The organism is Burkholderia sp. AU45388 (assembly GCF_030481585.1).
Classification (GTDB): Bacteria; Pseudomonadota; Gammaproteobacteria; order Burkholderiales; family Burkholderiaceae; genus Burkholderia; species Burkholderia sola.
In genome coordinates, this window is sequence record NZ_JAUJPV010000012.1 from 19,862 (window position 1) to 45,162 (window position 25,301).

At 67.8% G+C, this 25,301-nt stretch carries 23 protein-coding genes and 1 other RNA gene; 9 read left to right on the forward strand and 15 right to left on the reverse strand.

The window, feature by feature from the left end; genetic code table 11:
• Positions 1–52: 52 nt before the first annotated feature.
• Complete coding sequence (gene rlmD, locus QZM72_RS19625; RefSeq protein ID WP_306427122.1) at positions 53–1,357, reverse strand: 23S rRNA (uracil(1939)-C(5))-methyltransferase RlmD; 1,305 nt, start codon at positions 1,355–1,357, stop codon at positions 53–55.
• A 327-nt stretch (positions 1,358–1,684) separates the two neighbouring features.
• Between rlmD and QZM72_RS19630 the strand changes: the two genes are divergently transcribed.
• Entirely contained in the window at positions 1,685–2,539 is an 855-nt protein-coding gene (locus tag QZM72_RS19630; protein ID WP_089467578.1) for an endonuclease/exonuclease/phosphatase family protein, read from the forward strand.
• Between the two features lie 30 nt (positions 2,540–2,569).
• Here QZM72_RS19630 and QZM72_RS19635 read toward each other — a convergent pair whose 3' ends face one another.
• The 10 genes from QZM72_RS19635 to ffs form a co-directional block, all read right to left on the reverse strand.
• Positions 2,570–3,346: a 3'-5' exonuclease gene (locus tag QZM72_RS19635; protein ID WP_074802594.1), complete on the reverse strand. Its 777-nt coding sequence runs from the start codon at positions 3,344–3,346 to the stop codon at positions 2,570–2,572.
• A gap of 3 nt (positions 3,347–3,349) precedes the next feature.
• The gene (rpoS, locus tag QZM72_RS19640) at positions 3,350–4,438 is read right to left on the reverse strand and encodes an RNA polymerase sigma factor RpoS (protein ID WP_089467579.1); all 1,089 of its coding nucleotides are present in this window, start codon (positions 4,436–4,438) and stop codon (positions 3,350–3,352) included.
• A gap of 11 nt (positions 4,439–4,449) precedes the next feature.
• Complete coding sequence (locus QZM72_RS19645; RefSeq protein WP_089467580.1) at positions 4,450–5,340, reverse strand: peptidoglycan DD-metalloendopeptidase family protein; 891 nt, start codon at positions 5,338–5,340, stop codon at positions 4,450–4,452.
• Positions 5,341–5,345: 5 nt separating this feature from the next.
• Positions 5,346–6,278, reverse strand: a complete 933-nt coding sequence (locus tag QZM72_RS19650; RefSeq protein WP_089467970.1) for a protein-L-isoaspartate(D-aspartate) O-methyltransferase — start codon at positions 6,276–6,278, stop codon at positions 5,346–5,348.
• Positions 6,275–7,036 (reverse strand): 5'/3'-nucleotidase SurE, encoded by a 762-nt coding sequence (gene surE / locus QZM72_RS19655; protein ID WP_089467581.1) that lies wholly within the window; start codon positions 7,034–7,036, stop codon positions 6,275–6,277. Before surE ends, QZM72_RS19650 begins: the two co-directional genes overlap by 4 nt.
• A gap of 217 nt (positions 7,037–7,253) precedes the next feature.
• Complete coding sequence (locus QZM72_RS19660) at positions 7,254–8,459, reverse strand: CaiB/BaiF CoA-transferase family protein (protein WP_050013203.1); 1,206 nt, start codon at positions 8,457–8,459, stop codon at positions 7,254–7,256.
• Between the two features lie 48 nt (positions 8,460–8,507).
• A complete protein-coding gene (gene recR / locus QZM72_RS19665) occupies positions 8,508–9,104 on the reverse strand; it encodes a recombination mediator RecR (RefSeq protein WP_006478665.1) in 597 nt (198 codons plus the stop codon).
• 31 nt (positions 9,105–9,135) lie between these two features.
• Entirely contained in the window at positions 9,136–9,462 is a 327-nt protein-coding gene (locus QZM72_RS19670) for a YbaB/EbfC family nucleoid-associated protein (RefSeq protein ID WP_006482124.1), read from the reverse strand.
• 95 nt (positions 9,463–9,557) lie between these two features.
• Positions 9,558–11,933 (reverse strand): DNA polymerase III subunit gamma/tau, encoded by a 2,376-nt coding sequence (locus QZM72_RS19675; protein ID WP_301738982.1) that lies wholly within the window; start codon positions 11,931–11,933, stop codon positions 9,558–9,560.
• A 127-nt stretch (positions 11,934–12,060) separates the two neighbouring features.
• Positions 12,061–12,159: signal recognition particle sRNA small type (ffs, locus tag QZM72_RS19680), an RNA gene on the reverse strand.
• 390 nt (positions 12,160–12,549) lie between these two features.
• Here ffs and trxA point away from each other — a divergent pair.
• The 8 genes from trxA to QZM72_RS19720 all read left to right on the forward strand — a co-directional run bounded on the left by trxA (position 12,550) and on the right by QZM72_RS19720 (position 21,143).
• Positions 12,550–12,876 (forward strand): thioredoxin TrxA, encoded by a 327-nt coding sequence (gene trxA, locus QZM72_RS19685; protein ID WP_006402348.1) that lies wholly within the window; start codon positions 12,550–12,552, stop codon positions 12,874–12,876.
• Positions 12,877–13,071: 195 nt separating this feature from the next.
• Entirely contained in the window at positions 13,072–14,334 is a 1,263-nt protein-coding gene (gene rho, locus QZM72_RS19690) for a transcription termination factor Rho (RefSeq protein WP_006478662.1), read from the forward strand.
• Between the two features lie 129 nt (positions 14,335–14,463).
• Complete coding sequence (locus tag QZM72_RS19695; RefSeq protein ID WP_089467583.1) at positions 14,464–14,964, forward strand: MerR family transcriptional regulator; 501 nt, start codon at positions 14,464–14,466, stop codon at positions 14,962–14,964.
• Entirely contained in the window at positions 14,961–16,514 is a 1,554-nt protein-coding gene (locus QZM72_RS19700; RefSeq protein ID WP_301738983.1) for an MFS transporter, read from the forward strand. The genes QZM72_RS19695 and QZM72_RS19700 overlap by 4 nt, the downstream gene beginning before the upstream one ends.
• A 38-nt stretch (positions 16,515–16,552) precedes the next feature.
• Positions 16,553–17,386 carry a zinc-dependent peptidase gene (locus QZM72_RS19705; protein WP_301738984.1) on the forward strand — a complete coding sequence of 278 codons (834 nt, stop codon included), beginning with the start codon at positions 16,553–16,555 and terminating at the stop codon, positions 17,384–17,386.
• A 158-nt stretch (positions 17,387–17,544) separates the two neighbouring features.
• Positions 17,545–17,811 carry a type B 50S ribosomal protein L31 gene (locus tag QZM72_RS19710; protein WP_050013208.1) on the forward strand — a complete coding sequence of 89 codons (267 nt, stop codon included), beginning with the start codon at positions 17,545–17,547 and terminating at the stop codon, positions 17,809–17,811.
• Positions 17,812–17,955: 144 nt separating this feature from the next.
• Positions 17,956–19,788 (forward strand): glycosyltransferase family 39 protein, encoded by a 1,833-nt coding sequence (locus QZM72_RS19715; RefSeq protein ID WP_301738985.1) that lies wholly within the window; start codon positions 17,956–17,958, stop codon positions 19,786–19,788.
• A gap of 2 nt (positions 19,789–19,790) precedes the next feature.
• The gene (locus QZM72_RS19720; protein ID WP_301738986.1) at positions 19,791–21,143 is read left to right on the forward strand and encodes an MATE family efflux transporter; all 1,353 of its coding nucleotides are present in this window, start codon (positions 19,791–19,793) and stop codon (positions 21,141–21,143) included.
• An 11-nt stretch (positions 21,144–21,154) separates the two neighbouring features.
• Here QZM72_RS19720 and lipA read toward each other — a convergent pair whose 3' ends face one another.
• From lipA to QZM72_RS19740, 4 genes are read right to left on the reverse strand one after another with little or no spacing between them, the layout of a single operon-like run.
• Positions 21,155–22,120: a lipoyl synthase gene (gene lipA / locus QZM72_RS19725; protein WP_301738987.1), complete on the reverse strand. Its 966-nt coding sequence runs from the start codon at positions 22,118–22,120 to the stop codon at positions 21,155–21,157.
• A gap of 2 nt (positions 22,121–22,122) precedes the next feature.
• On the reverse strand, positions 22,123–23,238 hold the full coding sequence (locus QZM72_RS19730; RefSeq protein WP_301738988.1) for an acetoin dehydrogenase dihydrolipoyllysine-residue acetyltransferase subunit: 1,116 nt from the start codon (positions 23,236–23,238) through the stop codon (positions 22,123–22,125).
• Between the two features lie 4 nt (positions 23,239–23,242).
• Complete coding sequence (locus QZM72_RS19735; protein ID WP_301738989.1) at positions 23,243–24,247, reverse strand: alpha-ketoacid dehydrogenase subunit beta; 1,005 nt, start codon at positions 24,245–24,247, stop codon at positions 23,243–23,245.
• A 54-nt stretch (positions 24,248–24,301) separates the two neighbouring features.
• Complete coding sequence (locus tag QZM72_RS19740; RefSeq protein WP_301738990.1) at positions 24,302–25,285, reverse strand: thiamine pyrophosphate-dependent dehydrogenase E1 component subunit alpha; 984 nt, start codon at positions 25,283–25,285, stop codon at positions 24,302–24,304.
• Positions 25,286–25,301: the final 16 nt, after the last annotated feature.

Below are 25,301 nucleotides of genomic sequence, written 5' to 3' on the forward strand. Positions count from 1 at the left end.
CGCACCATGAAAAACCGGCCCGCGGGCCGGTTTTTTACGTCCGCCGCCCGGCTCAGTCGCGCTCGAACAGCGCGATCGATTCGACGTGCGACGTATTCGGGAACATGTTCACGACCCCGGCGCCCTTCAGCCGGTAGCCGGCTTCGTGCACGAGCAGGCCCGCATCGCGCGCGAGCGTCGACGGGTTGCACGATACGTAGACGATGCGCTTCGGCAGCGGGCCTGCGCCGCTCTGCGCGATCTCGGCCAGCGCCTTCGACACCGCGAGCGCGCCTTCGCGCGGCGGGTCGATCAGGAACTTGTCGAATGCGCCGAGTGCGCGCAGGTCGTCGCCCGTGACTTCGAACAGGTTCCGGCACGCGAACGTCGTGTGGCCGTCGACACCGTTCTCACGAGCGTTCGCGAGCGCACGCGTGGTCAGCGTATCGCTGCCCTCGATGCCCATCACCTCGCGCGACAGCCGCGCGAGCGGCAGCGTGAAGTTGCCGATCCCGCAGAACAGGTCGAGCACGCGATCGTCGCGCGACGGCGCGAGCAGGCGCAGCGCACGCCCCACCAGCACGCGGTTGATCTGGTGATTGACCTGCGTGAAGTCGGTCGGCTTGAACGGCATGCGGATGCCGAATTCCGGCAGGGTGTAATCGAGCGATACGTCGAGCGGGTAGAACGGCGTCACCGTGTCCGGCCCCTTCGGCTGCAGCCAGAACTGCACGTTGTGCTCGTCAGCGAACGCGCGCAGCAGCGCTTCGTCGTCCGCGTTGATCGGCTCCAGCACGCGCAGCACGAGCGCGGTGACGGCCGAGCCGACCGCGAGTTCGATCTGCGGCATCCGGTCGCGAATCGACAGCCCCTCGACGAGCCGACGCAGCGGCACGAGCATCGCCGACACGTGCGGCGGCAGCACTTCGCAGCTCGTCATGTCGGCCACGTAGCTGCTCTTCTTCTCGTGGAACCCGACCAGCACGCCGCCCTTCTTCGCGACGTTGCGCACGGTCAGGCGCGCCCGGTAGCGATAGCCCCACGACGGTCCATGGATCGGCGCGAACATCGTTTCCGCGCGCAGCTTCGCCAGGTGCCACAGGTTGTCTTCCAGCACGCGCTGCTTGACCGCCACCTGCGCACGCATGTCGAGATGCTGCATCGAGCAACCGCCGCAGGTGCCGAAGAATGTGCACTTCGGCTGCGTGCGCATCACGCTCGGGCGCAGAATGTCGACAACCGTCGCCTGCTCGTAGCTCGGCTTGCGGCGATAGCTCGAATAGGTCACGCGCTCGCCCGGCAGCGCGCCTTCGACGAAGATCACCTTGCCCGGCTGACCGTCCTCGGTCATCGTGCGGCCGACACCGCGCGCTTCCATGTCGAGCGATTCGATCTCGAGAACCGGGGCGGGACCGGGCGCGACGGGCGCGTTTTTCGATTTGCGCGCAGAAGTGGGGACGGCTTCGGACACCAGCTTTTCCTGACAAACGTTGAAGAAGGCGAGATTGTAGACGACGACGGCCCCCGTCGCGCGCTTTCGTCGCGCAAGCGCCGATGCCGATGCGCATGCCGCGCTGCGTGGCGCCGGAGCGGCCGACGATCGCGCACCCCGTTGCACGCCGGCTGGCCGGTCGCGTGCGATTCGCGGCACGGCCCACCGGCGGCACGGGTTCTGCTCGCAGCAGCAGACCAAGGAGATTCGACCATGCGATTGATCGACTGGAACATCCAATGGGGTCGGGACGCCGACGGCGTGGTCGATCTGTCCGGCACCGTCGCGGCTATTCGCCGGCTCGGCGATTTCGACGTGCTGTGCCTGCAGGAGGTCACGCGCGGTTTCGACGCCCTGCCGGGCCGGCCAGGCCCGGACCAGTTCGCCGAACTCGCGGCGCTGCTGCCCGGCTATACGATCGTCGGCGTCATCGGCGCCGACCTGCCGGCCATCCGGCCACGCGCACCGCGCCGCCAGTTCGGCAACGCGATCGCGACGCGGCTGCCGATCGGGCGCGTGCTGCGTCACTCGCTGCCGTGGCCGGCCGACGCCGGTGCGCCGTCGATGCCGCGCGTCGCGCTCGATGTCGAGCTGCATACGCCGTTCGGGGCGTTGCGCGTGGTCACCACGCATCTGGAGTATTACTCGGCACGCCAGCGGCTGGCGCAGGTCGACGCGCTACGCGACCGGCATCGCGACGCCTGCGCGCATGCGACCCATCCCGCTCCCGCCGAAACCGCCGACGGGCCGTTCACCGCGACCGGACAACCGCGCGATGCGATCGTCTGCGGCGACTTCAACAGCGCGTTCGGCAACGATGCGTACCAGCGCTTTCTGGAGCCGATTGCCGACGCACCCGGTTTCGTCGACGCGTGGGTCGCACGGCATCCCGGTCGCACGCCGCCGCCGACGGCCGGCGTCTACGACACCGCACAATGGTCGGAAGGCCCGCTCGCGTGCGATTTCGTATTCGTGACCGACACGCTGTTGCCGCGCGTCGTCGGCTGCGAGATCAACGGCGACGTACGCGCGTCCGATCATCAGCCGGTGCTGCTCGAACTCGCCTGATCGCACCGGTTGCGGCGCGGCCTGCCCGCGCTACGCGTCGAAGCCCGCCAGATATTCGACCCAGTGCGGCGCCGGTTCCAGCGCGAGCGCGTTCTTCACGAGCAGGATCTCGTCCGCGTACTCGCTCGGCGTCAGGCCGCCGCGCATCAACTGGAACCGGCAATACAGCAGATACGTATTGACGACGTCGGTTTCGCAATAGTTGCGGATTTCGTCGATCCGGCCATCGCGGAACGCCGGCCACACCTGGCTGCCGTCCATCCCCAGCTTGCCCGGGAAACCGCACAGCTTCGCCAGCGCGTCGAGCGGGGCGTTCGCGCGCGCCTGATACATCGCGAGCACGTCCATCAGGTCGGTATGCCGCGAGTGATAGCGCGAGATGTAGTTGTTCCACTTGAACTCGCGGTCGTCCTCGCCGAGATCCCAGTAGCGGGTGGCGGGAATGCCGTGCACGAGCGCGCGGTAATGGAGGACCGGCAGATCGAAACCGCCGCCGTTCCACGACACGAGCTGCGGCGTGTACTTCTCGATCACGCGGTAGAACGACTGGATCAGCGTCGCTTCGTTGTCCTGCGGCGTCCCGAGCGAGCGCACGCGAAAACCGTTGTTGTCGCGGAACACGCACGAGATCGCCGCGATCCGCTGCAGATGATGCGGCAGGAAATCGCCGCCGGTCTTCTCGCGGCGTGCGGCAAACGCATGTTCGGCCACCGCGGCATCGTCGAGCGTCGCGGGCAGGTCTTCCAGACGGCGAATGCCGTCGACATCGGGAATCGTCTCGATGTCAAAAACAAGGATCGGGGTCATCAGTTACAGAACGGCGTCCTTGCGCACGCCGTTGGAGGCGAAGAACCGCTTGAGGCGCACCAGCGCTTCCTGCTGGATCTGCCGCACGCGCTCGCGCGTGAGCCCCATCTCGTCGGCGAGTTCCTCGAGCGTCGCCGGTTCGATGTGGTTCAGGCCGAAGCGGCGCTCGATCACGTGCCGGTGCTTGTCGGACAGCCGCGACAGCCACGCGCGCGTCAGCGTTTCGAGTTCGCGGTGCTGCACCTCGGCGTCGGGCGACTGGCTCTGGTCGTCGGGCAACAGGTCGAGCAGGCTGCTCGCGGGATCGAGATCGAGCGGCGCGTCGAGCGACGCGGTGTGTTCGTTGAGCGCGAGGATATCGGTGACTTCCTCGGCGGTCTTGCCGGTGAGATAGGCGATGTCGTCGATGCTGGCTTCGCGGCGTTCGGCCGCCTCGCCCGTCGACATCGAATTCTTTTCGAGATGGCGCTTCGCGCGCAGCACCTGGTTCAGTTCACGGATCACGTGCACGGGCAGGCGCACCGTGCGAGCCTGGTTCATGATCGCCCGCTCGATGCTCTGCCGGATCCACCACGTCGCGTAGGTCGAGAAACGGAAACCGCGCGTCGGGTCGAATTTCTCGATCGCGTGCATCAGGCCGAGGTTGCCTTCCTCGATCAGGTCGAGCAGCGGCACGCCGCGGTTCAGGTAGCCCTTCGCGATACTGACGACGAGACGCAGGTTGCGCTCGATCATCACCTGCCGCGCCTCGAATTCGCCGGCCTTCGCCAGGCGCGAATAGCGCTGCTCTTCCTCGACGGTCAGCAGCGGCTTCACGCTGATGCGGTTCAGGTAATGCTGGATCGTGTCGGCCGTGAGCTCGGCCTGCAGCAGCGTGCGGAAATCGTCGACGTCGGGCGCCGCTTCCTGGCGGCCTTCGCGCTCGTCGTCGCCACCGTCCGCTTCGGCGTCGCGGGCCTCGAGATCGCGTTCGTTTTCCGCGACGTCGTCCTCGTCGTCCGTCGAAGCACCTGCTCGCCCCACCGATGCTTGCGTGGCACGACTGATCTTCTCAGACTCGGCTTGCGGCTCGTGGCGCTTCGATTTCGGCATGGTCGTCTCGGTTATTGAGGCGGCAAATACTTCAGCGGATCGACAGGCTTACCCTGCCGGCGAACCTCGAAATGCAGCATCACGCGGTCGGCATCGCTGTTACCCATCTCGGCGATCTTCTGCCCCTTCGTTACCGCGTCCCCCTCTTTTACCATCAAAGCGCGATTGTGTGCATACGCCGTGAGGTAAGTTGCGTCGTGCTTGATGATAATGAGGTTGCCGTAACCACGCAGACCGTTGCCGGAGTAAACGACACGGCCGTCCGCCGCCGCCTTCACGGCCTCGCCGGCCGTCCCGCCGATATTGACACCCTTGTTCTTCGCATCGTCGAACCCGTTCAGCACGGGGCCGCGCGCGGGCCACGCGAACGTCACGGGACCGCTCGGCGCCGCCGCCGTATCGCTCGAGCCGGTTGCCGCGGCCGGCGGCGTGGCGGCGAGCGAGGACGACGTGCCGGCAGCCGGCGCGGCCGGACCGCTGCTCAGCGGTGCGGTCGCGACCGCACCGCCGACGATCGGCGCGGCGGCCGGCGTGCCCGCGACCGCGGCGCCGGCTTGCGGCGACACGCGCAGCAGCTGGTCGACTTCGATCTGATTCGGGTTCGCCAGATTGTTCCACGCGGCGATGTCGCGATAGTTCTGCCCGTTTTCAAGTGCGATCCGGTACAGCGTGTCGCCCGGCTTCACCCGGTAGTAACCCGGCGGCGCCGGCGGAAGCGGCGCCGCGGGCTGCGCGGCGGCGGTCGTGCCGAGCGACCCGGAGCGATCGACGACGGGCGCGTTGTCGAGCCGCGTCGCACAGGCGGCCAGCAGCGTGGAGAACGCAGCCACACAGATCGCGCGCTGGGCGAGCGTGAGCGGTTCCCTGGATCGGTTGTTTTGCATCGCGCGCAACATACTCATCGGTTTCAAATCACTCCGGATTTTAAAGGGACAAAGAAAACGCGATCAAGCCGGGACGCTCGCCATTGCGCGTGCGCGACGCGCTCGACGAGCGTGAGCACCTGGTGCTGCCCGCTCTGGCCGCCGACCGGCGCGACGAGCCGCCCGCCGATCGCGAGCTGCTCGAGCAGCGCCTGCGGCACGTCGAGCCCCGCCGCGGCGATCACGATCGCGTCGAACGGGGCCGCGGACGGCAGGCCGACACGCCCGTCGCCGTAATGCAGACGGATGTTCGGCACGCGCAGCGGCCGCAGGTTCAGCTTCGCGCGCTCGTAGAGCGGCTTGATGCGTTCAATCGAATACACGTCGCGTGCCACGTGGCTCAGCACGGCGGCCTGATAGCCGCAACCCGTGCCGATCTCGAGCACGCGCTCGAGCGTGCGGCCGGCCATCGCGAGCTCGATCATGCGCGCGACGACCGACGGCTTTGAAATGGTCTGCTGGTGGCCGATCGGCAACGCCGAATCCTCGTAGGCCTGCGTCGCGAGCCCGGGATCCACGAACAGGTGGCGCGGCACCGCGGCCATCGCGTCCAGCACGCGCGCATCGGTCACGCCGTTCGCGCGCAGCCGTTCGACCATCCGCTCGCGCACGCGTTCCGACGTGAGGGCGAACGCGCCGGCCGGCGCGATGCTCGGCGCAGCCGGCTTCGGCAGTGCGGGTTTCAGCGCGGTCGGCTTCGGTGCGGTCGCCGGCTTCGCGGCGGCGATGCCCGACAGCGGCACCCGCGCGGCGGCCGGCTTCACCGCAACCGGTTTCAGTACGGCTGCGGGTTTGTCGGCGGCCTTCGGCACCGCGCCCGCCGCTTGGCGTTCGCCGGCCCGACCTTCCGATTTGCGTGGCGCTCGTTTGAGATCTTCGAGCGCGAGCGGGAACCGCTTCGCGCGCTCGCCGCTCATGAAGCCCGCCCTCCGGCGCGCGCCCATTCGCGCGTCGCGGGCAGCATCTGCGTATGCGTGAGATCGAGCTGCAGCGGTGTGATCGATACGAAACCGTTTGCGACGGCGTGGAAATCGGTGCCGTCGCTGGCGTCCAGCGCGTCGCCCGCGGCGCCGATCCAGTAGATCGGCTCGCCGCGCGGGTTGGTCTGGCGAATCACCGGCTGCGACGGATGACGCTTGCCAAGACGCGTGACCTTCCAGCCCTTCAGGTGGTCGTACGGCAGGTTCGGAATATTGACGTTCAGCAGCGGGTTACCCGGCAGCGGATGCGCGAGATAGTGCGCGACGATTTCCGCGGCGACGCGCGCGGCGTCGGCCAGATGGGCCCAGCCCTTGTCGACCAGCGAGAACGCGACGGCCGGCACGCCGAACATGATGCCTTCGGTGGCGGCCGCAACTGTCCCCGAATAGAGCGTGTCTTCGCCCATGTTCTGGCCGTTGTTGATGCCGGATACGACGATGTCCGGCCTCGCGTCGGCCATCCCCGTCAGCGCGACGTGCACCGAATCGGTCGGCGTGCCGTTCACGTAGAAGAAACCCGTACCCGCTGCGCGCTGCACCGACAGCGGCCGCGACAACGTGAGGGAATTCGACGCGCCGCTGCAGTTCTGCTCGGGCGCGATCACCGTAAGCTCGGCCAGCGGCTGCAGCGCTTCGCTGAGCGCGGCGAGACCGGGGGCGAGATAGCCGTCGTCGTTGCTGAGTAGGATTCGCATCCGGCGATTGTAACCGAGGAAAGATGGCGCGAGAGCGACAGTCCGGCCGCCGCGGACGGCCGGGTATACGCATGGGCATGCGATGCGCCGCCGCACTGCGCGGCGGCATTCCGCGCGCTGGGGAAAACACCGGGCCGCCGGGTTTTCCGCCCGGACAAAATCGCCTCGGGGAACCCTTCGTCGAGCGGCCCGGCGCAAAGCGCCACGCCGGATGCGCTCAGATCGCGCCCGCCTCGCGCAGCGCGGCAATCGCGTGCGCGTCGTAGCCGAGGCCGCGCAGCACCTCGTCGGTATGCTCGCCGAGCTCGGGCCCGAGCCAGCGCGTTTCGCCCGGCGTGTCCGACAGCTTCGGCGTGATGTTCGGCAGCGGAATGTCGGTGCCGTCGGCCAGCTTGAAACGCTGGATCATCTGGCGCGCGACGAACTGCGGATCGGTGAACATGTCGGCCGCGCTGTAGATGCGCCCGGCCGGCACGTCGGCCGCATTGAGCACGACGAGCGCCTCGTCGATCGTGCGCGGCGCGAGCCACGCGGCGATCGCGTCGTCGATTTCCTGCGTGCGCGGCACCCGCCCGTCGTTTTGCGCGAGCGCGGGATCGTCGGCGAGGTCGTCGCGCTCGATCGCCTTCATCAGCCGCTTGAAGATCGGATCGCTGTTGCCGCCGATCACGATGCTGCCGTCGCGGCATGCATACGTATTCGACGGCACGATGCCCGGCAGCGACGCGCCGGTGCGCTCGCGCACCATCCCGTACACGCCGTATTCGGGCACCACGCTTTCCATCATGTTGAACACGGCTTCATACAGTGCAACGTCGACCACCTGCCCCGCGCCGCCGTTGACCTTGCGGTGATGGAGCGCCATCAGCGCGCCGATCACGCCGTGCAGCGCTGCGATCGAATCGCCGATCGAAATGCCGATGCGCGGCGGCGGCAGATCGGGATAGCCGGTGATGTGGCGCAGCCCGCCCATCGATTCGGCGATCGCGCCGAAGCCGGGCCGGTCGCGGTACGGGCCCGTCTGCCCGTAGCCGGACAGACGCACCATCACGAGGCCCGGATTGTCGGCCGACAGCACGTCGTAGCCGAGCCCGAGCTTTTCGAGCAGGCCCGGGCGGAAATTCTCGATCACGATGTCGGCCTCGCTCGCGAGCTGCCGCGCGATCGCCTTGCCGGCATCGGCTTTCAGATTGAGCGTGACCGATTTCTTGTTGCGCGCCTGCACCGACCACCACAGCGACGTACCGCCCTGCTCCGGATGGAGCTTGCGCCACTTGCGCAGCGGGTCGCCGCCGTTCGGATCCTCGATCTTGATCACTTCCGCGCCGAATTCGGCGAACAGCCGCGACGCGAACGGCCCCGCGATCAGCGTTCCGAATTCGAGCACTTTGACGCCCGCGAGCGGGCCCTGGCTGGTGCTCATGTGTCTCCCTGGCATGAGGAACGGCGCCGCCGGCAGGCGGCGCCCGGCTTACATCGTGCGGCGATCGAGCATCGCGCGGGCGATGGTGCCCGCGTCGACGTACTCGAGCTCGCCGCCCACCGGCACGCCGCGCGCGAGGCGCGTGACCGCCAGCCCGCGCGCCTTGAGCGTCTGGCCGAGGTAGTGGGCGGTGGCTTCGCCTTCGTTCGTGAAGTTGGTCGCGAGCACGACTTCCTTGACGACGCCGTCGGATGCGCGCCGCACGAGGCGGTCGAAATGGATTTCCTTCGGGCCGATTCCGTCGAGCGGGCTCAGTCGCCCCATCAGCACGAAATACAGCCCGCGGTAGGTCATCGTCTGCTCGAGCATGATCTGGTCGGCGGGCGTCTCGACGACGCACAGCAGCGTCGGATCACGCTCCTCGTCGCTGCAGACCTCGCAGATCTGCGCCTCGGTGAACGTGTTGCACTTCTCGCAGTGCTGCAGGTGCTCGGTCGCGAACAGCAGCGACCGGCCGAGCCGCTCCGCGCCCTCGCGGTCGTGCTGCATCAGGTGAACCGCCATGCGCTGCGCGGATTTCGGCCCGACGCCGGGCAGCACGCGCAACGCTTCGACGAGAGCGGACAAGGCGGACGGCTGTTTCATACGGCGGCAAACGGTGGCAAGGACGCGGCGCTCAGAACGGCAGCTTGAAGCCCGGGGGCAGCGGCAGGCCCGACGTCATGCCGCTCATCTTTTCCTGCGACGTGGCTTCGGCCTTGCGCACCGCGTCGTTGAACGCAGCGGCGACGAGATCCTCGAGCATGTCCTTGTCGTCCGCGAGCAGGCTCGGGTCGATCGACACGCGGCGCACTTCGTTGCGGCACGTCATCGTCACCTTGACGAGGCCGGCGCCCGACTGCCCTTCGACTTCGATCAGCGCAAGCTGCTCCTGCATCTTCTTCATGTTTTCCTGCATTTGCTGCGCTTGCTTCATCAGTCCGGCGAGGTTGCCTTTCAACATGGGAATACTCCTTCTTGATCGTGTGAAAACCGGCACGCGGCGCGTGCCGGCCAATGTGTGCGGGGCGTGATTGTGCCTGTCGCGGGGCGGTCAGTTCAATGCAGCGTGGGCGGCGCGCCGTCCGGCGTCGAATCGGCCAGCGGGCGCACCGAGCCCTCGACGATGCGCGCACCGAACTCGCGCACGAGCTGCTGGACGAACGGATCGCCGTGAATCTCCTGCTCGGCTTCGCGCTGGCGCGCCGCGCGTGCGGCCGCATCGAGCGCCGCCGCGGTGCGCCGTGCGGGCCCGACCTCGACGTTCACCTCGACCGGCTTGCCGAGCGCGTCGGCCAGTGCGGCCTTCAGCTTCGCCACCTGCGCGGCGTCCGCATACTGCGGCACCGGCACGGACAATTTCAATGCGCTCGCATCGACGGCCGTCAGCTCGCTGTTGAACGCGAGCTGGTACGCGACGCCCTTCAGCGGCAACTGCGCGGCCAGCGCCGGCCATTCGCCGTCGAAGCCGATCGGATCGAGCGCGATCGCGGGCGGCAACGGGCGCGTGTCGATCGGCGCGGCCGGGCGTGCCTCCGCCGGCTTCGGCGTCACGCGCACATCGTCGGGACCGCTGTCGAACGCCGGCACGAAACCGTCGTCGGAACCGCCGAACATCTCGTCGGCGCTGAGCGGCACGTAGTCGTCGGGCGGAATGTCTTCCCACGGCGGCGATGGCTGGCGCGAATCGGCTGCTTGCGGCGCACGCGCAGCGGCACGCGGCGTGGGCACCTGGACGGCCGGACGCGGCGCGGCCGGCTTTTCGGCGACCGGCTGGGACGCCGCCGGCTTGGCTGCTGCGCCCGCGCGCCCGCGGTCCGACGACACGCGCATCCCTGCATTGCGCAGCACGTCGAGCGCGGCGGCGGCACCGCCCGCGCGCGCCGCGGAGCGCGCGGCGGCCGGCTCGGGCGACACGGCGCGCGGTGCCGGTTCCGGCTGCGGCGCCGGTTCGTCGTTTCGCTGCACGGCGGCAACGGCCGTCGGCTCGGGTTCCTTGCGGGCGGGAGGCCGCATGTCGCCAGCGGGCGCAGCTTTCGCTTCCGGCTGCGGCGGCTCGATCGCTTGAGCGTCGGCCGCTACGGGTGCCGGCGCTGCTGCTTCTGCCGGTGCCGAAACGGCTGCGGGCTTGGCGGCCGGGCGGTCCGCGTCGTCACCGGACTGCGCCGGCGCCGGACGCGCGACCGGCGCAACAGGTGCAGCCGGCGCCGCGGCTTGCGGCCGCGCTGCGACAGGCGGCGCGGCCGCTACCGGCTTCGCCGCAGCGGCGGCCGGCGCCGCGGCAGCGCGCGGGGCCGGCACCGCACGCGGCGGCACGGACGGCTGACCGCCCGGCGCGCTGCCGGCGCCAGCGGACGGCTCGAACGCGAGCATCCGCAGCAGCGTCATCGTGAAACCGGCGTATTCGTCCGGCGCCAGGCCGAGTTCGGCGCGCCCCACCGTCGCGATCTGATAGAACAATTGCACCTGCTCGGGGCTCAGCATCTCCGCGAAACGGCGCAAGTCGGCCGCTTCCGGCCATTCGTCGAGCACCGAACCCGGCGCGAACTGCGCCCAGGCGATCCGGTGCAGCAGGCTCGCGAGATCCTGCAGCGCGGTCGAGAACGACAGGCTGCGCAGCGACATCTCGTCGGCAATCGCGAGGATTTCCGGGCCGTTGCCGGCCGCGAGCGCATCGAGCAGGCGCACCATGTAGGTCTGGTCCAGCGCGCCGAGCATGCCGGACACCGCCGATTCGGTCACTTCGTTCGCCGAATAGGCGATCGCCTGGTCGGTCAGCGACAGCGCGTCGCGCATGCTGCCCTGCGCGGCACGCGCCAGCAAACGCAGCGCCTGCGGCTCGAACGTGATCCGCTCTTCGCCGAGGATCCGCTCGAGATGCGACACGATGTGCCCGGCCGGCATCTGCTTCAGGTTGAACTGCAGGCAGCGCGACAGCACGGTGACGGGAATTTTCTGCGGATCGGTCGTCGCGAGGATGAACTTGACGTGCGGCGGCGGCTCTTCGAGCGTCTTCAGCATCGCATTGAACGCGTGGTTCGTCAGCATGTGCACTTCGTCGATCATGTAGACCTTGAAGCGCGCATCGACGGGCGCATACACCGCGCGCTCGAGCAGCGCGGCCATCTCGTCGACGCCGCGGTTGCTCGCCGCGTCCATCTCGACGTAATCGACGAAACGGCCCTCGTCGATCTCGCGACAGGCGCGACACACGCCGCACGGCTGCGACGTGACGCCGGTTTCACAGTTGAGCGCCTTCGCGAAGATCCGCGACAGCGTCGTCTTGCCGACACCGCGGGTTCCGGTAAACAGATAGGCGTGATGGAGACGCCCGCCGTCGAGCGCATGCGTGAGCGCCCTGACGACGTGCTCCTGGCCGACGAGCGAAGCGAAATCCTTCGGACGCCACTTGCGTGCGAGAACTTGATAGGTCATCGGGAAATTGTATCAGTAACGCTGCGTCGCGCCGACACGCGAAACGGGGCGGAACACGGGCAAGGCGCAGGTCGAACGGAATGTGACGCAGAAATAAAAAACGCCCTGCGAACGGGGCGAGAAGGAAGGTGACGAGCCCAACCCTCGGCACTGGCAGAAAACGATTGTGGCTGCTTCGTTCCCGACCTGACCAGGTTCACCGCCCCACCATGCGAGGAGGCCCGTCACGGCATATTCTATCACCGCTTCCGGACGAATGCGACCGTTTGTTCGCATCAATGCGAATCTCGCCGGGCAAACCGGCGCGTCGTCCATGCGCACGCACTGCATGCGGCCCGCCCCTTGTAATTGGCGGGCCGGCCTCCATCTGCGTCGCACAACGGTCGAACGTCGCGTCGTACCCCTACTCGCGTAGCGGCTACTATCGCCGCCCGCAGCAGATAGCAATTTAGGCTAATATGACGCCCGAACGACCCGCGAGCCGCGGCATGCAGCGCTTACGTCCCTCCTTCCCGGAAGGCGGAGTGCCCTGCCGCAGCGGCCGGCAGCCTTGCGCAGGCCGGTACGCTGCAACGCGCAAGCAGGCAGTCCCCGAACCGTAAGAGGTATTGACCCAATGAGCGAACAGATCAAACACATCAGCGACGCATCGTTCGAACAGGACGTCGTCAAGTCCGACAAGCCCGTGCTCGTCGATTTCTGGGCCGAATGGTGCGGCCCGTGCAAGATGATCGCCCCGATCCTCGACGAAGTCGCGAAGGACTACGGCGACAAGCTGCAGATCGCGAAGATCAACGTCGACGACAACCAGGCCACGCCCGCGAAATTCGGCGTGCGCGGCATCCCGACGCTGATCCTGTTCAAGAACGGCGCGGCCGCCGCGCAGAAGGTCGGCGCGCTGTCGAAGTCGCAACTCACCGCATTCCTGGACAGCCACCTGTAATATCGGCAGGTCCGCGGACGTGTTGTCAGTCGGCAACACGTCCGCCGTCAAGCCGCCGATCGCTCGCTCAAGCGCGAATCGGCCTATGCTAGAATTAAAAAACGTCGACAAGACGCATTTAAGTCTCTGAGCGCTTCCGCTCGCCCTCCTCCCTTATTTTCTTTCGTCGCATCTCCTCCCTGGCGGGTTCTCCGTATGCATTTATCCGAGCTCAAGTCTCTGCACGTCTCCGAACTGATCGAAATGGCCAACGGCCTGGAGATCGAAAACGCGAACCGCCTGCGCAAGCAGGAGCTGATGTTCGCCATTCTCAAAAAGCGCGCCAAGACGGGAGAGACGATCTTCGGCGACGGTACGCTCGAAGTGCTGCCGGACGGCTTCGGCTTCCTGCGCTCGCCGGAAATGTCGTACCTCGCGAGCACCGACGACATCTACATCAGCCCGTCGCAGATCCGCCGCTTCAACCTGCACACCGGCGACACCATCGAAGGTGAAGTCCGCACGCCGAAGGACGGCGAGCGCTACTTCGCGCTGGTGAAGGTCGACAAAGTCAACGGGCAGCCGCCCGAGGCCTCGAAACACAAGATCATGTTCGAGAACCTCACGCCGCTGCACCCGAACAAGCCGCTGTCGCTCGAACGCGAAATGCGCGGCGAGGAAAACGTCACGGGCCGCATCATCGACATGATCGCGCCGATCGGCAAGGGCCAGCGCGGCCTGCTCGTCGCGTCGCCGAAGTCGGGCAAGACCGTGATGCTCCAGCACATCGCGCACGCGATCAAGCAGAACCACCCGGACGTGATCCTGTTCGTGCTGCTGATCGACGAGCGTCCGGAAGAAGTGACCGAAATGCAACGCTCGGTCGCCGGCGAAGTGATCGCGTCGACGTTCGACGAACCGGCCACGCGCCACGTCCAGGTTGCCGAAATGGTGATCGAGAAGGCCAAGCGCCTCGTCGAAATGAAGCACGACGTCGTGATTCTGCTCGACTCGATCACGCGTCTCGCGCGTGCGTACAACACCGTGATCCCGGCGTCGGGCAAGGTGCTGACGGGCGGTGTCGACGCGAACGCGCTGCAGCGTCCGAAGCGCTTCTTCGGCGCGGCGCGCAACATCGAGGAAGGCGGCTCGCTGACGATCATCGGCACCGCGCTGATCGAAACCGGCAGCCGCATGGACGACGTGATCTACGAAGAGTTCAAGGGCACCGGCAACATGGAAGTGCACCTCGAGCGCCGTCTCGCGGAAAAGCGCGTGTACCCGTCGATCAACCTGAACAAGTCGGGCACGCGTCGCGAGGAAATGCTGATCAAGCCCGAGATCCTTCAGAAGATCTGGGTGCTGCGCAAGTTCATTCACGACATGGACGAAGTCGAGGCGATGGAATTCCTGCTCGACAAGATCCGCCAGACGAAGAGCAATTCCGAGTTCTTCGACCTGATGCGCCGCGGCGGCTGATCGCCCTCCCGCTCCGCAACACGGCCGCCCGCGCATCCTGCCCGGCGGCCGTTTTTCGATCCCAACCTGAACGTGAACGTACAGGTTGATCTATAATCGCATCATTGTCCCGCCCAATCCCTCCATCCGATGCCGAACGATGCCTCCGCCCCGCTATTGACCGTCAGCGACGCCGCGTCGCGGCTCGGCGTGACGCCGCGCACGCTGAAATACTACGAAGAGCGCGGGCTCGTCACGCCGTCGCGCAGCGAAGGCCGCTACCGCCTCTACGACGAAGCCGACCTCGAGCGCTTCGCGCGCATCCTGCGATTGCGCGCGCTCGGCTTCTCGCTGCACGGCATCACCGAAATGCTGAAGCGCCCGCTGGAAGAAACGGGCGACGGCCGGCGCCGCTATTCGGACGCATCGCTGCGCGACATCCGCGCCGGCCTCGCCGAACAGATCGACACGCTCGACCGGCGCATCGCGGCCGTCCAGCGCGAACTGAAGGAAGCCGTCACGCTGCGCAAGGAATTGCAGCACGACATCGATTACGTCGAGCGGCGTCTCGCCGGCGAGAACGCCGATGCGCTGATCGCGCAGCGGCGGGCCGAGGCCGGCACACGGCGCGCCCGCAAGGATCGCGAATGAACGCGGTGCCGGGCCGGGCGCCGTGGAGCCGCGCGAACCTGCGCGCGGACCTGTTTCCATGGGCGCTCGCGCTCGTCACCGGCATCGACTACTTCGACAACGCCGTCTTCTCGTTCTTCGCGAGCTACATCGCGGGCGGCATCAACGCATCGCCGGACGAACTCGTGTGGTCGTCGAGCGCGTACGCGGTCGCGGCCGTGCTCGGCATCCTGCAGCAGCAATGGTGGGTCGACCGGCTCGGCCATCGCCGCTACGTCGCGGGCTGCATGCTGATGTTCTCGTTCGGCGCGATCGCGGCGGCGCTCGCCGACACGTCGCTGGAGCTGGCGTTCGCGCGCGGCTTTCAGGGCTATTGCATCGGCCCGATGATGGGCGCGTGCCGGATCCTGATCCAGATCAGCTTCAAGCCGCAGGCACGGCCGCCCGCGACGCGCGCGTTCCTGATCATGATCCTGCTCGGCAGCGCGCTCGCGCCGATCGTCGGCGGGCTGCTGGTCGCGCATTCGACGTGGCGCGCACTGTTCGCGTGCACGGCGCCGGCCAGCATCGCGCTCGCGATCCTCGCGTTGCTCACGCTGCCCGATTCGGGCCGCACGCCGGACGACGAGCGCGGCTCCGGACATTTCTGGCCATACGTCGTGTTCGCGCTCGCGCAAGGCGCGCTGCAGATCGTGCTGCAGCAGGTGCATTACCAGCTCTACAGCGGCTCGCCGATGCTGATCCTGCTGACGTTTGCCGGGCTCGGCGCGCTCGCGTGGTTCGCGTATCACCAGTGGCATCACCCGACGCCGCTCGTGCGGCTGCATGCGTTTCGCGAGCGGACGTTCCAGGTCGGGCTGTTGCTCTACATGTTCTATTACTACGAGACGACGGGCTTCAGCTACCTGACGGCGCGGTTGCTTGAGAGCGGCCTCGGCTATCCGGTCGAGAATGCCGGGCGCCTGGTCGGCACGATGTCGCTGCTCTCGGCCATCGCGCTGTTCGCCTACCTGCGCTACGCGAAATTCGTCACGCACAAGAAGTGGTTCGTCGTGCCGGGATTCGCGATCGCCGTCACGGCCGCGCTGTGGATGACGCGGATGACGCCGCAGGTCGGCGAAGCGGCGCTGGTCGTCCCGCTGCTGCTGCGCGGGTTGCTGCTGCTGTTCATCGTGCTGCCGGTGGCCAACCTCACGTTCCGGATCTTCGCGATCGACGAATATACGCATGGCTACCGGGTGAAGAACATCGTGCGGCAACTGACGATCTCGTTCGCGACGTCGTCGGTGATCATCGTCGAGCAGCACCGGCTGGCCATGCATCGGACGCGGCTCGTCGAGCGCGCGAACGTGTTCGATCCGCTGTTCCAGCAAACCGCCGACGCGCTGACGCGCAGCTATGCGGCCGCCGGCCACGCGCTGAACGACGCGCACGGCCTCGCGATCGCGTCGATCGCGCGAATGGTCGCGCAACAGGCGTCGTTCCTCGCGTCGCTCGACGGCTTTTACTTCCTCGCGGGCGTCGCGCTCGTCGGCGGCCTCTTCGCGGCATGGCAAAAACAGATCGATTGAGTTAAAAGACAGGCTTTGGATTTTCGTCCGCCGCCTCCATGCTCTCGAAACTGACCCGCTGGTTCGACGACCGCCGCCGCGACCGCGCGCTGCGCAGCCATCCGATTCCCGACGCGCTGTGGCACGAAACCGTCGAGCGCCTGCCGTTCCTCGGCGCCCTGCCGCCCGACGCGCTCGGCCGGCTGCGCGAGCTGACGAGCCTGTTCGTCGCGAAAAAGTCGTTTTCGACCGCGCACGGGCTCGAGCTGACCGACGCGATGATCGTCGCGATCGCCGCGCAGGCCTGCCTGCCCGTGCTGAATCTCGACCTGTCGCTGTACGACGGCTGGGTCGGCGTCGTCGTGTATCCGGGCGAATTCGTGATCCGCAAGACCGTGCAGGACGAGGACGGCGTCGTCCACGAAGTCGAGCAGGACGCGAGCGGCGAAGCGTGGGAAGGCGGCCCCGTGATCCTGTCGTGGGAAGACGCGCAGATGACGGACGGCCGGGACGCGTACAACGTCGTGATCCATGAGTTCGCCCACAAGATCGACATGGTCAACGGCGCGGCCGACGGTTATCCGCCCCTTTTTCGCCGCTGGCATGCGCCGCACCTCGACGCGCAGACGTGGGCCGACGTGTTCGAACATGCGTACGACCAGTTCTGCGCGCGCGTCGACGCGGTGCCGGATCGCGCATGGGCGCGCTTCGAGCGGGATTCGCTGATCGATCCCTATGCGGCCGACCACCCGTCGGAATTCTTCGCGGTGTGCAGCGAGGCGCTGTTCGTTCGGCCGAAAGCGTTCGAGTCCGAATTTCCGGAGCTGTACCGGCTGCTCGCGCGCTACTACCGGCAGGATCCGGCCGGCACCGGCGCGCTCGACGCACCGTGAAAATTATTCGTCAACCGTCTGATTTTCTGGCATAATCGCCGTTTTTCGACCTTAGGCAAGTGGCTCGCGCCGGGCTTGGCGTCGTCTGGTGATACGCAAATTGGCGTACCCGGCACGGCAAGCGGCGGGTTGGCTACCGCTCTCACCAAGGAAAGACCATGAAAGAAGGCATCCACCCGAATTATCGCGAAGTCGTCTTCCAAGACATGTCGAACGGCTTCAAGTTCATCACGCGCTCGACGATCCAGACGCGTGAAAACATCGAACTCGACGGCAAGACCTACCCGCTCGCCAAGATCGAAGTGTCGTCGGAATCGCACTCGTTCTACACGGGTCAGCAAAAGATCATGGACACGGCAGGCCGTGTCGAGAAGTTCAAGAACAAGTTCGGCGCACGCGCCAACGGCAAGGCTGCTGCAAAGTAAGCTTTGCACCGATCCGGCGGCGGCAACGCACCCGGTACCGCACGAAAGGGCAGCCCAGGCTGCCCTTTTTTGTCTCTGCTCGCCTGGCACGCGCCGGCCGGCGCCCGGGAAACGACCTGACGCTCAACAGCGGGCGCGACTACAATGCCGGATGCTCGAAACCGGCTCGGCCGCGTGCGATCGCGCCGGCCGCCCGCCCATAACAAATCGCTCATCTGCATGAAGCCTGTCGTCCGTCTCACCGCCTCCGCCACGCGCGCGCTACCGCGCTGGCTGCTGCTCACGCTCTGCCTCGTCTACGCGGCGTTCGGCCTGTTCGGCCGCGACCCGTGGAAAAACGAGGACGCGGCGGGCTTCGGCGTGATGTGGACGATGGCCAAGGGCGGCTGGCACGACTGGCTGCTGCCGAACCTGGTCGGCAAGTTCATCACGACCGACGGGCCGCTCGGCTACTGGCTCGGCGCGCTGTCGATCCGCGGTCTCGATCCGTGGGTCGATGCGAGCAACGCGTCGCGCGTCGATACCGGCGTGCTGTTCTGCATCGCGTGCGCGTTCGTCTGGTACGCGGCCTACCTGCTCGGCCGGCGCGCCGAGGTTCAACCGTTCAAATACGCGTTCGGCGGCGAACCCGAGCCGCGCGACTACGGCCGCACGCTCGCGGATGGCGCGCTGCTGGTGCTCGTCGCCTGCTTCGGCCTCGCGGAACGCGGGCACGAAACGACGCCGCAGCTCGCACAGTTCGCGTGGATCGCGATGCTCGTGTACGGGATCGTGCGCGGCATCGACAAGCCGCTGCAGGGCGCACTGTGGTGGGGCCTCGCGATGGGGCTCGTCGCGCTGTCCGGCAACCCGGTGCTGGTCGTCGCGCTGCTCGCGGGCACGGCCGCGCTGTGGCTCGTCACACCCGAAATGCGCAACCTGCGCCTGCCGCTGGTCGGCCTGCCGCTCGCGGCCGTGATCTTCGCGCTGTGGCCGCTCGCCGCGTTCGTCGCGGCGCCCGACGACGCCGCATGGTTCTTCAACCAGTGGATCCACGGCAGCCTGATGCGCTTTTCGGGCCCGCCGACGGCCGTGCTCGGCTATGCGGCGAAGAACCTGCCGCTGTTCACGTGGCCCGCGTGGCCGCTCGCGATCTGGGCGTGGTGGAGCTGGGCCGGCATGCGTCGCCGTGCGCACATCGCGATTCCGCTGTCGGTCGCCGTGCCGCTCGTCGCGCTCGTGATCCTGCAAAGCCAGCAGTCGAACCGCATGTACATGCTGCTGCTGCCGCCGCTCGCGGTGCTCGCGACGTTCGCGCTGCCGACCCTCAAGCGCGGCGCGATCAACGCGATCGACTGGTTCGCGGTGCTGAGCTTCACGATCCTCGGCACCTTCGTGTGGCTCGTGTGGCTCGCGTCGCTCACCGGCTTCCCGCATCCGCTCGCGCGCAACCTCGCGCGCCTCGTGCCCGGCTACGAGCCGCATTTCAAGATCCTGTCGTTCATCTGCGCGGTGATCGTCACCGTGTGCTGGTGCTTCCTCGCGCGCTGGCGCGTGTCGCGACAGCCGAAGGTGCTGTGGCGCAGCGTCGTGCTGTCGAGCGCGGGCACCACGCTGATGTGGGTGCTGCTGATGACGCTGTGGCTGCCGATCGTCAACTACGGCCGGACCTATCGCGACGTCGCGCAACAGATCGCCGTGCACCTGCCGTCCGACTACGAGTGCATCTCGCCGGTGCGGCTCGGCGACGCGCAGATCGCGACCTTCGCCTACTTCGGCAACATGCACTTCGATTTCTCCGGCGACTGCGACGTGATCCTGCGTCAGGACCGCTCCGACTTCGGCGAGCCGAGCGCGATGTCGCAATACGTATGGCGTCTCGTCTGGGAAGGCCGCCGCGTCGCCGACCGCGACGAGCGCTTCCGCCTGTACGAGCGCATCGAACGGCCGAAGACCCCCGTCAAGCGGCGTCCGCCGCGCCGCCAGGCGGCCGATTGACGATGTTCGGCGACATCCGCCGGATCGTCGGTCTCGCGTGGCCGGTGCTGGTCGGCCAGCTCGCGATCATCGCGTTCGGCGTGATCGACACCGCGATGGTCGGCCGCTACTCGGCCGTCGATCTCGCCGCGCTCGGGCTCGGCTCGTCGATCTACGTATCGATCTATATCGGGCTGACGGGCATCCTGTCCGCGTTGCAGCCAATCACCGGGCAACTGTACGGCGCGCGCCGCTATGCCGAGATCGGCGAGGAAGTGCGCCAGGCGCTGTGGCTTGCGCTGCTGCTCGCGATTCCGGGCTTCCTGCTGCTGCATTTTCCCGAACCGCTGCTGCGTGTCGCGCACGCCCCCGCCGCGCTGCACGAGCGCACCGTCGACTACCTGCGCATCCTGTCGTACGGGCTGCCCGCCAGCCTCGTGTTCCGCATCTACAACGCGCTGACCAACGCGGCCGGCAAGCCGCGGCTCGCGATGATCCTGCAGATCGGCGCGCTGCTGCTCAAGTTTCCGCTGAACGTGTGGTTCATCTTCGGCGGCTTCGGCGTACCGGCGCTCGGCGGCCCCGGCTGCGGGCTCGCGAGCACGCTGATCAACTGGGCGCTCGCGCTGATCGGCTACACGCTGCTCGCGAAGCTCGACGTGTTCGCGCCGCTCGCGATCTTCTCGCGCTTCTGCTGGCCCGTGTGGGAACGGCAGAAGGCCATCCTGAAGCTCGGCGTGCCGATGGGCCTGTCGTACCTGATCGAGGTCACGTCGTACACGTGCATGGCGCTGTTCATCGCGCAGTTCGGCACGACGACGCTCGCCGGCCATCAGATCGCCGGCAACATCGGCGCGGTGCTGTACATGACGCCGCTGTCGATCGGCGTGGCTTCGTCGACGCTGGTCGCGCGCGCGCTCGGCGCCGGACGTCCGGAAGAAGCCCGGCTGCTCGGCCGGCACAGCGTGATGTTCGCGTGCGCGATCGCGGCCGCCTACGGCGTGCTCGTGTTCGCGCTGCGCCCGCTGATCATCGGCGGGTATACGCCGAACCCGGCCGTCGCCGCGGCCGCGATGCCGCTCGTCGCGATCGTCGCGTGCTACCACGTGTTCGATGCGCTGCAGGTCACGTCGGCGTTCGTGCTGCGCGCGTACAAGGTGGCGGTCGTGCCGACCGTAATCTATGCGGTCGCGCTGTGGGGCGTCGGACTCAGCGGCGGCTACGTGCTCGGCTTCGACGTCGGCGGCATCGCGCCCGCGTGGCTGACCGGCGCGCGCGGCTTCTGGTTCGCGAACACGGTCAGCCTGATGCTGGCGGGCGCGGGGCTCGTGCTGTACCTGCGCCGCATCAGTCGCGCGCACGCCGCCGCGGCCTGACGCGCGGCGCGCTACGCATCCTCCAGCACGTCGGCTGCGTGATATGACGACCGCACGAGCGGGCCGGCGACGACTTCCCTGAAACCGAGCGCGAGCGCCTCGTCGCGCCACGCGGCGAACGCGTCCGGGCTCACGTAGCGCCGCACCGGCAAATGGTGCGCCGACGGCGCGAGATACTGGCCGAGCGTCAGCACGTCCACCTCGTGCGCACGCAGGTCGCGCAACGTGTCGCGCACCTCGTCGTCGCGTTCGCCGAGCCCGAGCATCAATCCCGATTTCGTCACGAGCGTCGGCCGCGCGGCCTTCGCCTGCGCGAGCAGCTCCAGCGAGCCGCGATAGTCGGCGCCCGGCCGCGCCGCCCGGTACAGCGACGGCACCGTCTCGATGTTGTGATTGAACACGTCGGGCCACGCCGACGACAGCGCGTCGAGCGCACGGGCCGCGCGGCCGCGGAAGTCGGGCGTCAGCACCTCGACGCCGATGCCCGGCACGCTCGCGCGCACCGCCGCGATGCATGCGGCGAAATGCGCGGCGCCGCCGTCGCGCAGATCGTCGCGGTCGACCGACGTGATCACGACGTAGCGCAACCCGAGCGCCGCCGCCGCGTCGGCCAGCCGTGTGGGCTCGGCGGGATCGAGCGGCTCGGGACGGCCGTGCGCGACATCGCAGAACGCGCAACGCCGCGTACACAGCCCACCCATGATCATGAAAGTCGCGGTGCGCTGCGCGAAGCATTCGCCGATGTTCGGACACATCGCCTCCTCGCAGACGGAATGCAGCCGATGCTCGCGCAGCACGGCGGCCATGTCGGCCACCGCCGCGCTCATCATCGGCCGCGCGCGCAGCCACGGCGGCTTCGGCAGCGCCGCGCCGGCCGCGGGCTCGACGCGCACCGGAATGCGCGCGAGCTTGTCGCGGCTTCTCGCGCCGGGCTGGCCGAGCGCCGTGAGGCTGGGTCGTTCGAGCGCGGCGGCCATCGTCAGTCTCCGAGGAACGCGACGATCAGACGGTTCACGTCGGCGGCCGCCTCCATCTGCACCATGTGGCCGCCGGCGGCGATCACCTCGGCGCGCACGCCATCCGGCAAGCCCTGCGCGTGCTGCACGGGAATCACCTGGTCGCGCTCGCCCCAGATCACGAGCGTGCGCGGCGCCAGCAACGCGAGCCGGTCGCGGAACACACGCCGTTGCGCGGCGCCGTCGAACGCGGCGTTCGCGATCTTCTCGAGCGCGCCCTGCACGCCTTCGAGCCGCTTGTACTTGACGAGATCCTCGACCAGTTGCCGCGTGACCAGCGCGTTGTCCGCGAACAGCGCGCCGAGGTGCGGCTTCAACGTGTTGCGGCTGTTGCCGGCGACGAAGCCGTCGATGTACGCGCGATTGATGTCGGTACCGAGCCCGGCGCTCGCGATCAGCGTCAGCGACGCCACGCGCTCCGGCGCGCTGTCGGCCAACGTCATCGCCACCGCGCCGCCCATCGAATGGCCGATCAGGTGCGCGCGCTCGATATGCTGTGCATCGAGCAGCGCGAGCACCGCGTCGGCCAGCTCGTCGAGGCTGCCGGTTTCGACCGCCTTGCCCGATTCGCCGTGGCCGGGCAGATCGAGTGCCCACACCGGCCGGTGCGCGGCGAGCTCCGCATGATTGAACAGCCAGTTGTTCAGGTCGCCGCCGAAGCCATGGATCAGCACGGCCGGCGTGCCCGAACCGTCGCCGAGCTTCAGGAAGCGGACCGTGCGGCCGCCGATCTGCGCCTTCTCCGGCTGCGGGCCGGCCGCCTCGTCCGACGCCGCGCTCGGCACGAAATCGCGCTGGAAGTCGGCGATCGCCGCATCGATGTCGGCGTCGCTCGCATCGGCGGCCGCGACGACGCCCAGCAGCGCGCCGACGGGCAGCGTCTCGCCTTCCTGCGCGACCTGCCGGCGCAGCGTGCCGTCGAACGCGCATTCGACGCCCGACGAGATCTTGTCGGTCTCGACGTCGAGCACCTCGTCGCCCTTCGCCACGCGTTCGCCGATCGCCTTCAGCCAGCCGTTGACCTGCCCCTGCTCCATCGACAGCCCCCACTTGGGCATCGTGATCATGTGAATCGACATCGTGTCAGCTCCTCGTCTTGAGTACCGCCTGCGCGATCGCATCGGCGGACGGGATATACAGGTCTTCCAGCACGCCGGCGAACGGCGCGGGCGTATGCGGCGCGGTGACGAGCTCGATCGGCGCCTTCAGCGAACGGAACGCACGCTGCGCGACGAGCGCGGCGATGTCGGTCGCGATCGAGCAGCGCGGGTTCGCTTCGTCGACGACGACCACGCGCCCCGTGCGTTCCGCGCTTTCGAGAATCGTTTCCTCGTCGAGCGGCGACGTCGTGCGCAGGTCGATCACGTCGCACTGAACGCCGTCCTTCGCGAGCGTCGCGGCCGCGTCCATCGCGAGATGCACCATGCGGCCGTACGTGACGATCGTCGCGTCGTCGCCGTCGCTCAGCACGTTCGCCTCGCCGAACGGAATCGCATAGGATTCCTCCGGTACGTCGCCCTCGCGCGTATAGAGCAGCTTGTGTTCGAGGAAGATCACGGGATCGTTGTCGCGGATCGCCTGGATCAGGAGCCCCTTCGCGTCGTACGGCGTCGCGGGGCACACGACCTTCAGCCCGGGAATGTGCGTGAACAGCGACGTGAGCATCTGCGAGTGCTGCGCGGCCGCGCGCAGGCCCGCGCCGTACATCGCGCGGATCACGACCGGCGTCACGGCCTTGCCGCCGAACATGTAGCGGAATTTCGCGGCCTGGTTGAAGATCTGGTCGAAGCACACGCCCATGAAATCGATGAACATCAGTTCCGCGACGGGCCGCATCCCGCACGCGGCCGCGCCGACCGCCGCGCCGATGTAGCCGCCCTCCGACAGCGGCGTATCGAGCACGCGGCCCGGAAACTTGTGGAACAGCCCCTTCGTCACGCCGAGCACGCCGCCCCACGCGTCGTCCTCGCCCGGCGCGCCCGCGCCGCCCGCGTTGTCCTCGCCCATCACGATCACGCTGTCGTCGCGCGCCATTTCCTGCGCGAGCGCCTCGTTGATCGCCTGCGAATAAGTGATCTTCCTTGCCATGTCTGTCTCCTGGAATGTTCGGTTCGCCGTGCCGGCTGCTGGATCAGGCCGCGCTCACGGATACGACACGTAGACGTCGGCCAGCAGGTCGGCGGCATCCGGCAGCGGCGCCGCCTTCGCCTGCGCGACCGCGTCGTCGATCAGCGCTTTCACCTGTGCGTCCACCGCGCGCAGGTCGGCGATCGTCAGCGCTTCGGCGCGCACGACGCGCGTTTCGAAATGCTTCAGGCAGTCCTTCTCGTCGCGCAGCTTCTGCACTTCGCCCGGCGCGCGGTAGGTTTGCGCGTCGCCCTCGAAGTGGCCGAAATAACGCGTGAACTTCACCTCGACGAGCGTCGGGCCGCCGCCGTTGCGCGCGCGCTCGACGGCCTCGCCGAGCGCCTCGTGCACCGCGAAGAAGTCGAAGCCGTCGACGATCACGCCCGGCATCCCGAAGCCGTTCGCACGATCGGCGATGTTGTCGGTCGCGACCGACCAGCTCGACGACGTCGCTTCCGCGTAGCCGTTGTTTTCGGCGACGAAGATCGCGGGCAGCCGCCACACCGACGCGAGGTTCATCGATTCGAAGATCACGCCCTGGTTCGACGCGCCGTCGCCGAAGAAGCACACGCCGACGCCGCCCGTCTTCTTGTGCTTGGCCGCGAGCGCCGCGCCGCACACGAGCGGGCCGCCCGCGCCGACGATCCCGTTCGCGCCGAGCATCCCCATCGACAGGTCGGCGATGTGCATCGAGCCGCCCTTGCCGCGGCAGACGCCCGTCTTCTTGCCGTAGATCTCGGCCATCATCCCGTGCACGTCGACGCCCTTCGCGATGCAATGGCCGTGGCCGCGGTGCGTGGTGGCCACGTAGTCGTCGAGGCCGAGGTGCAGGATCGTGCCGACGGCGGACGCCTCCTCGCCCGCGTACAGGTGAACGAAGCCGGGAATCTCGCCGGTCGCGAATTCGACGTGCAGGCGTTCCTCGAATTCGCGGATCGTACGCATCAGCCGATAGGCGTCCAGCAGCGTGTCCCTGCCGAGCTGTGTCGAAGCGGTCATGTGTGTCTCCTGGTTA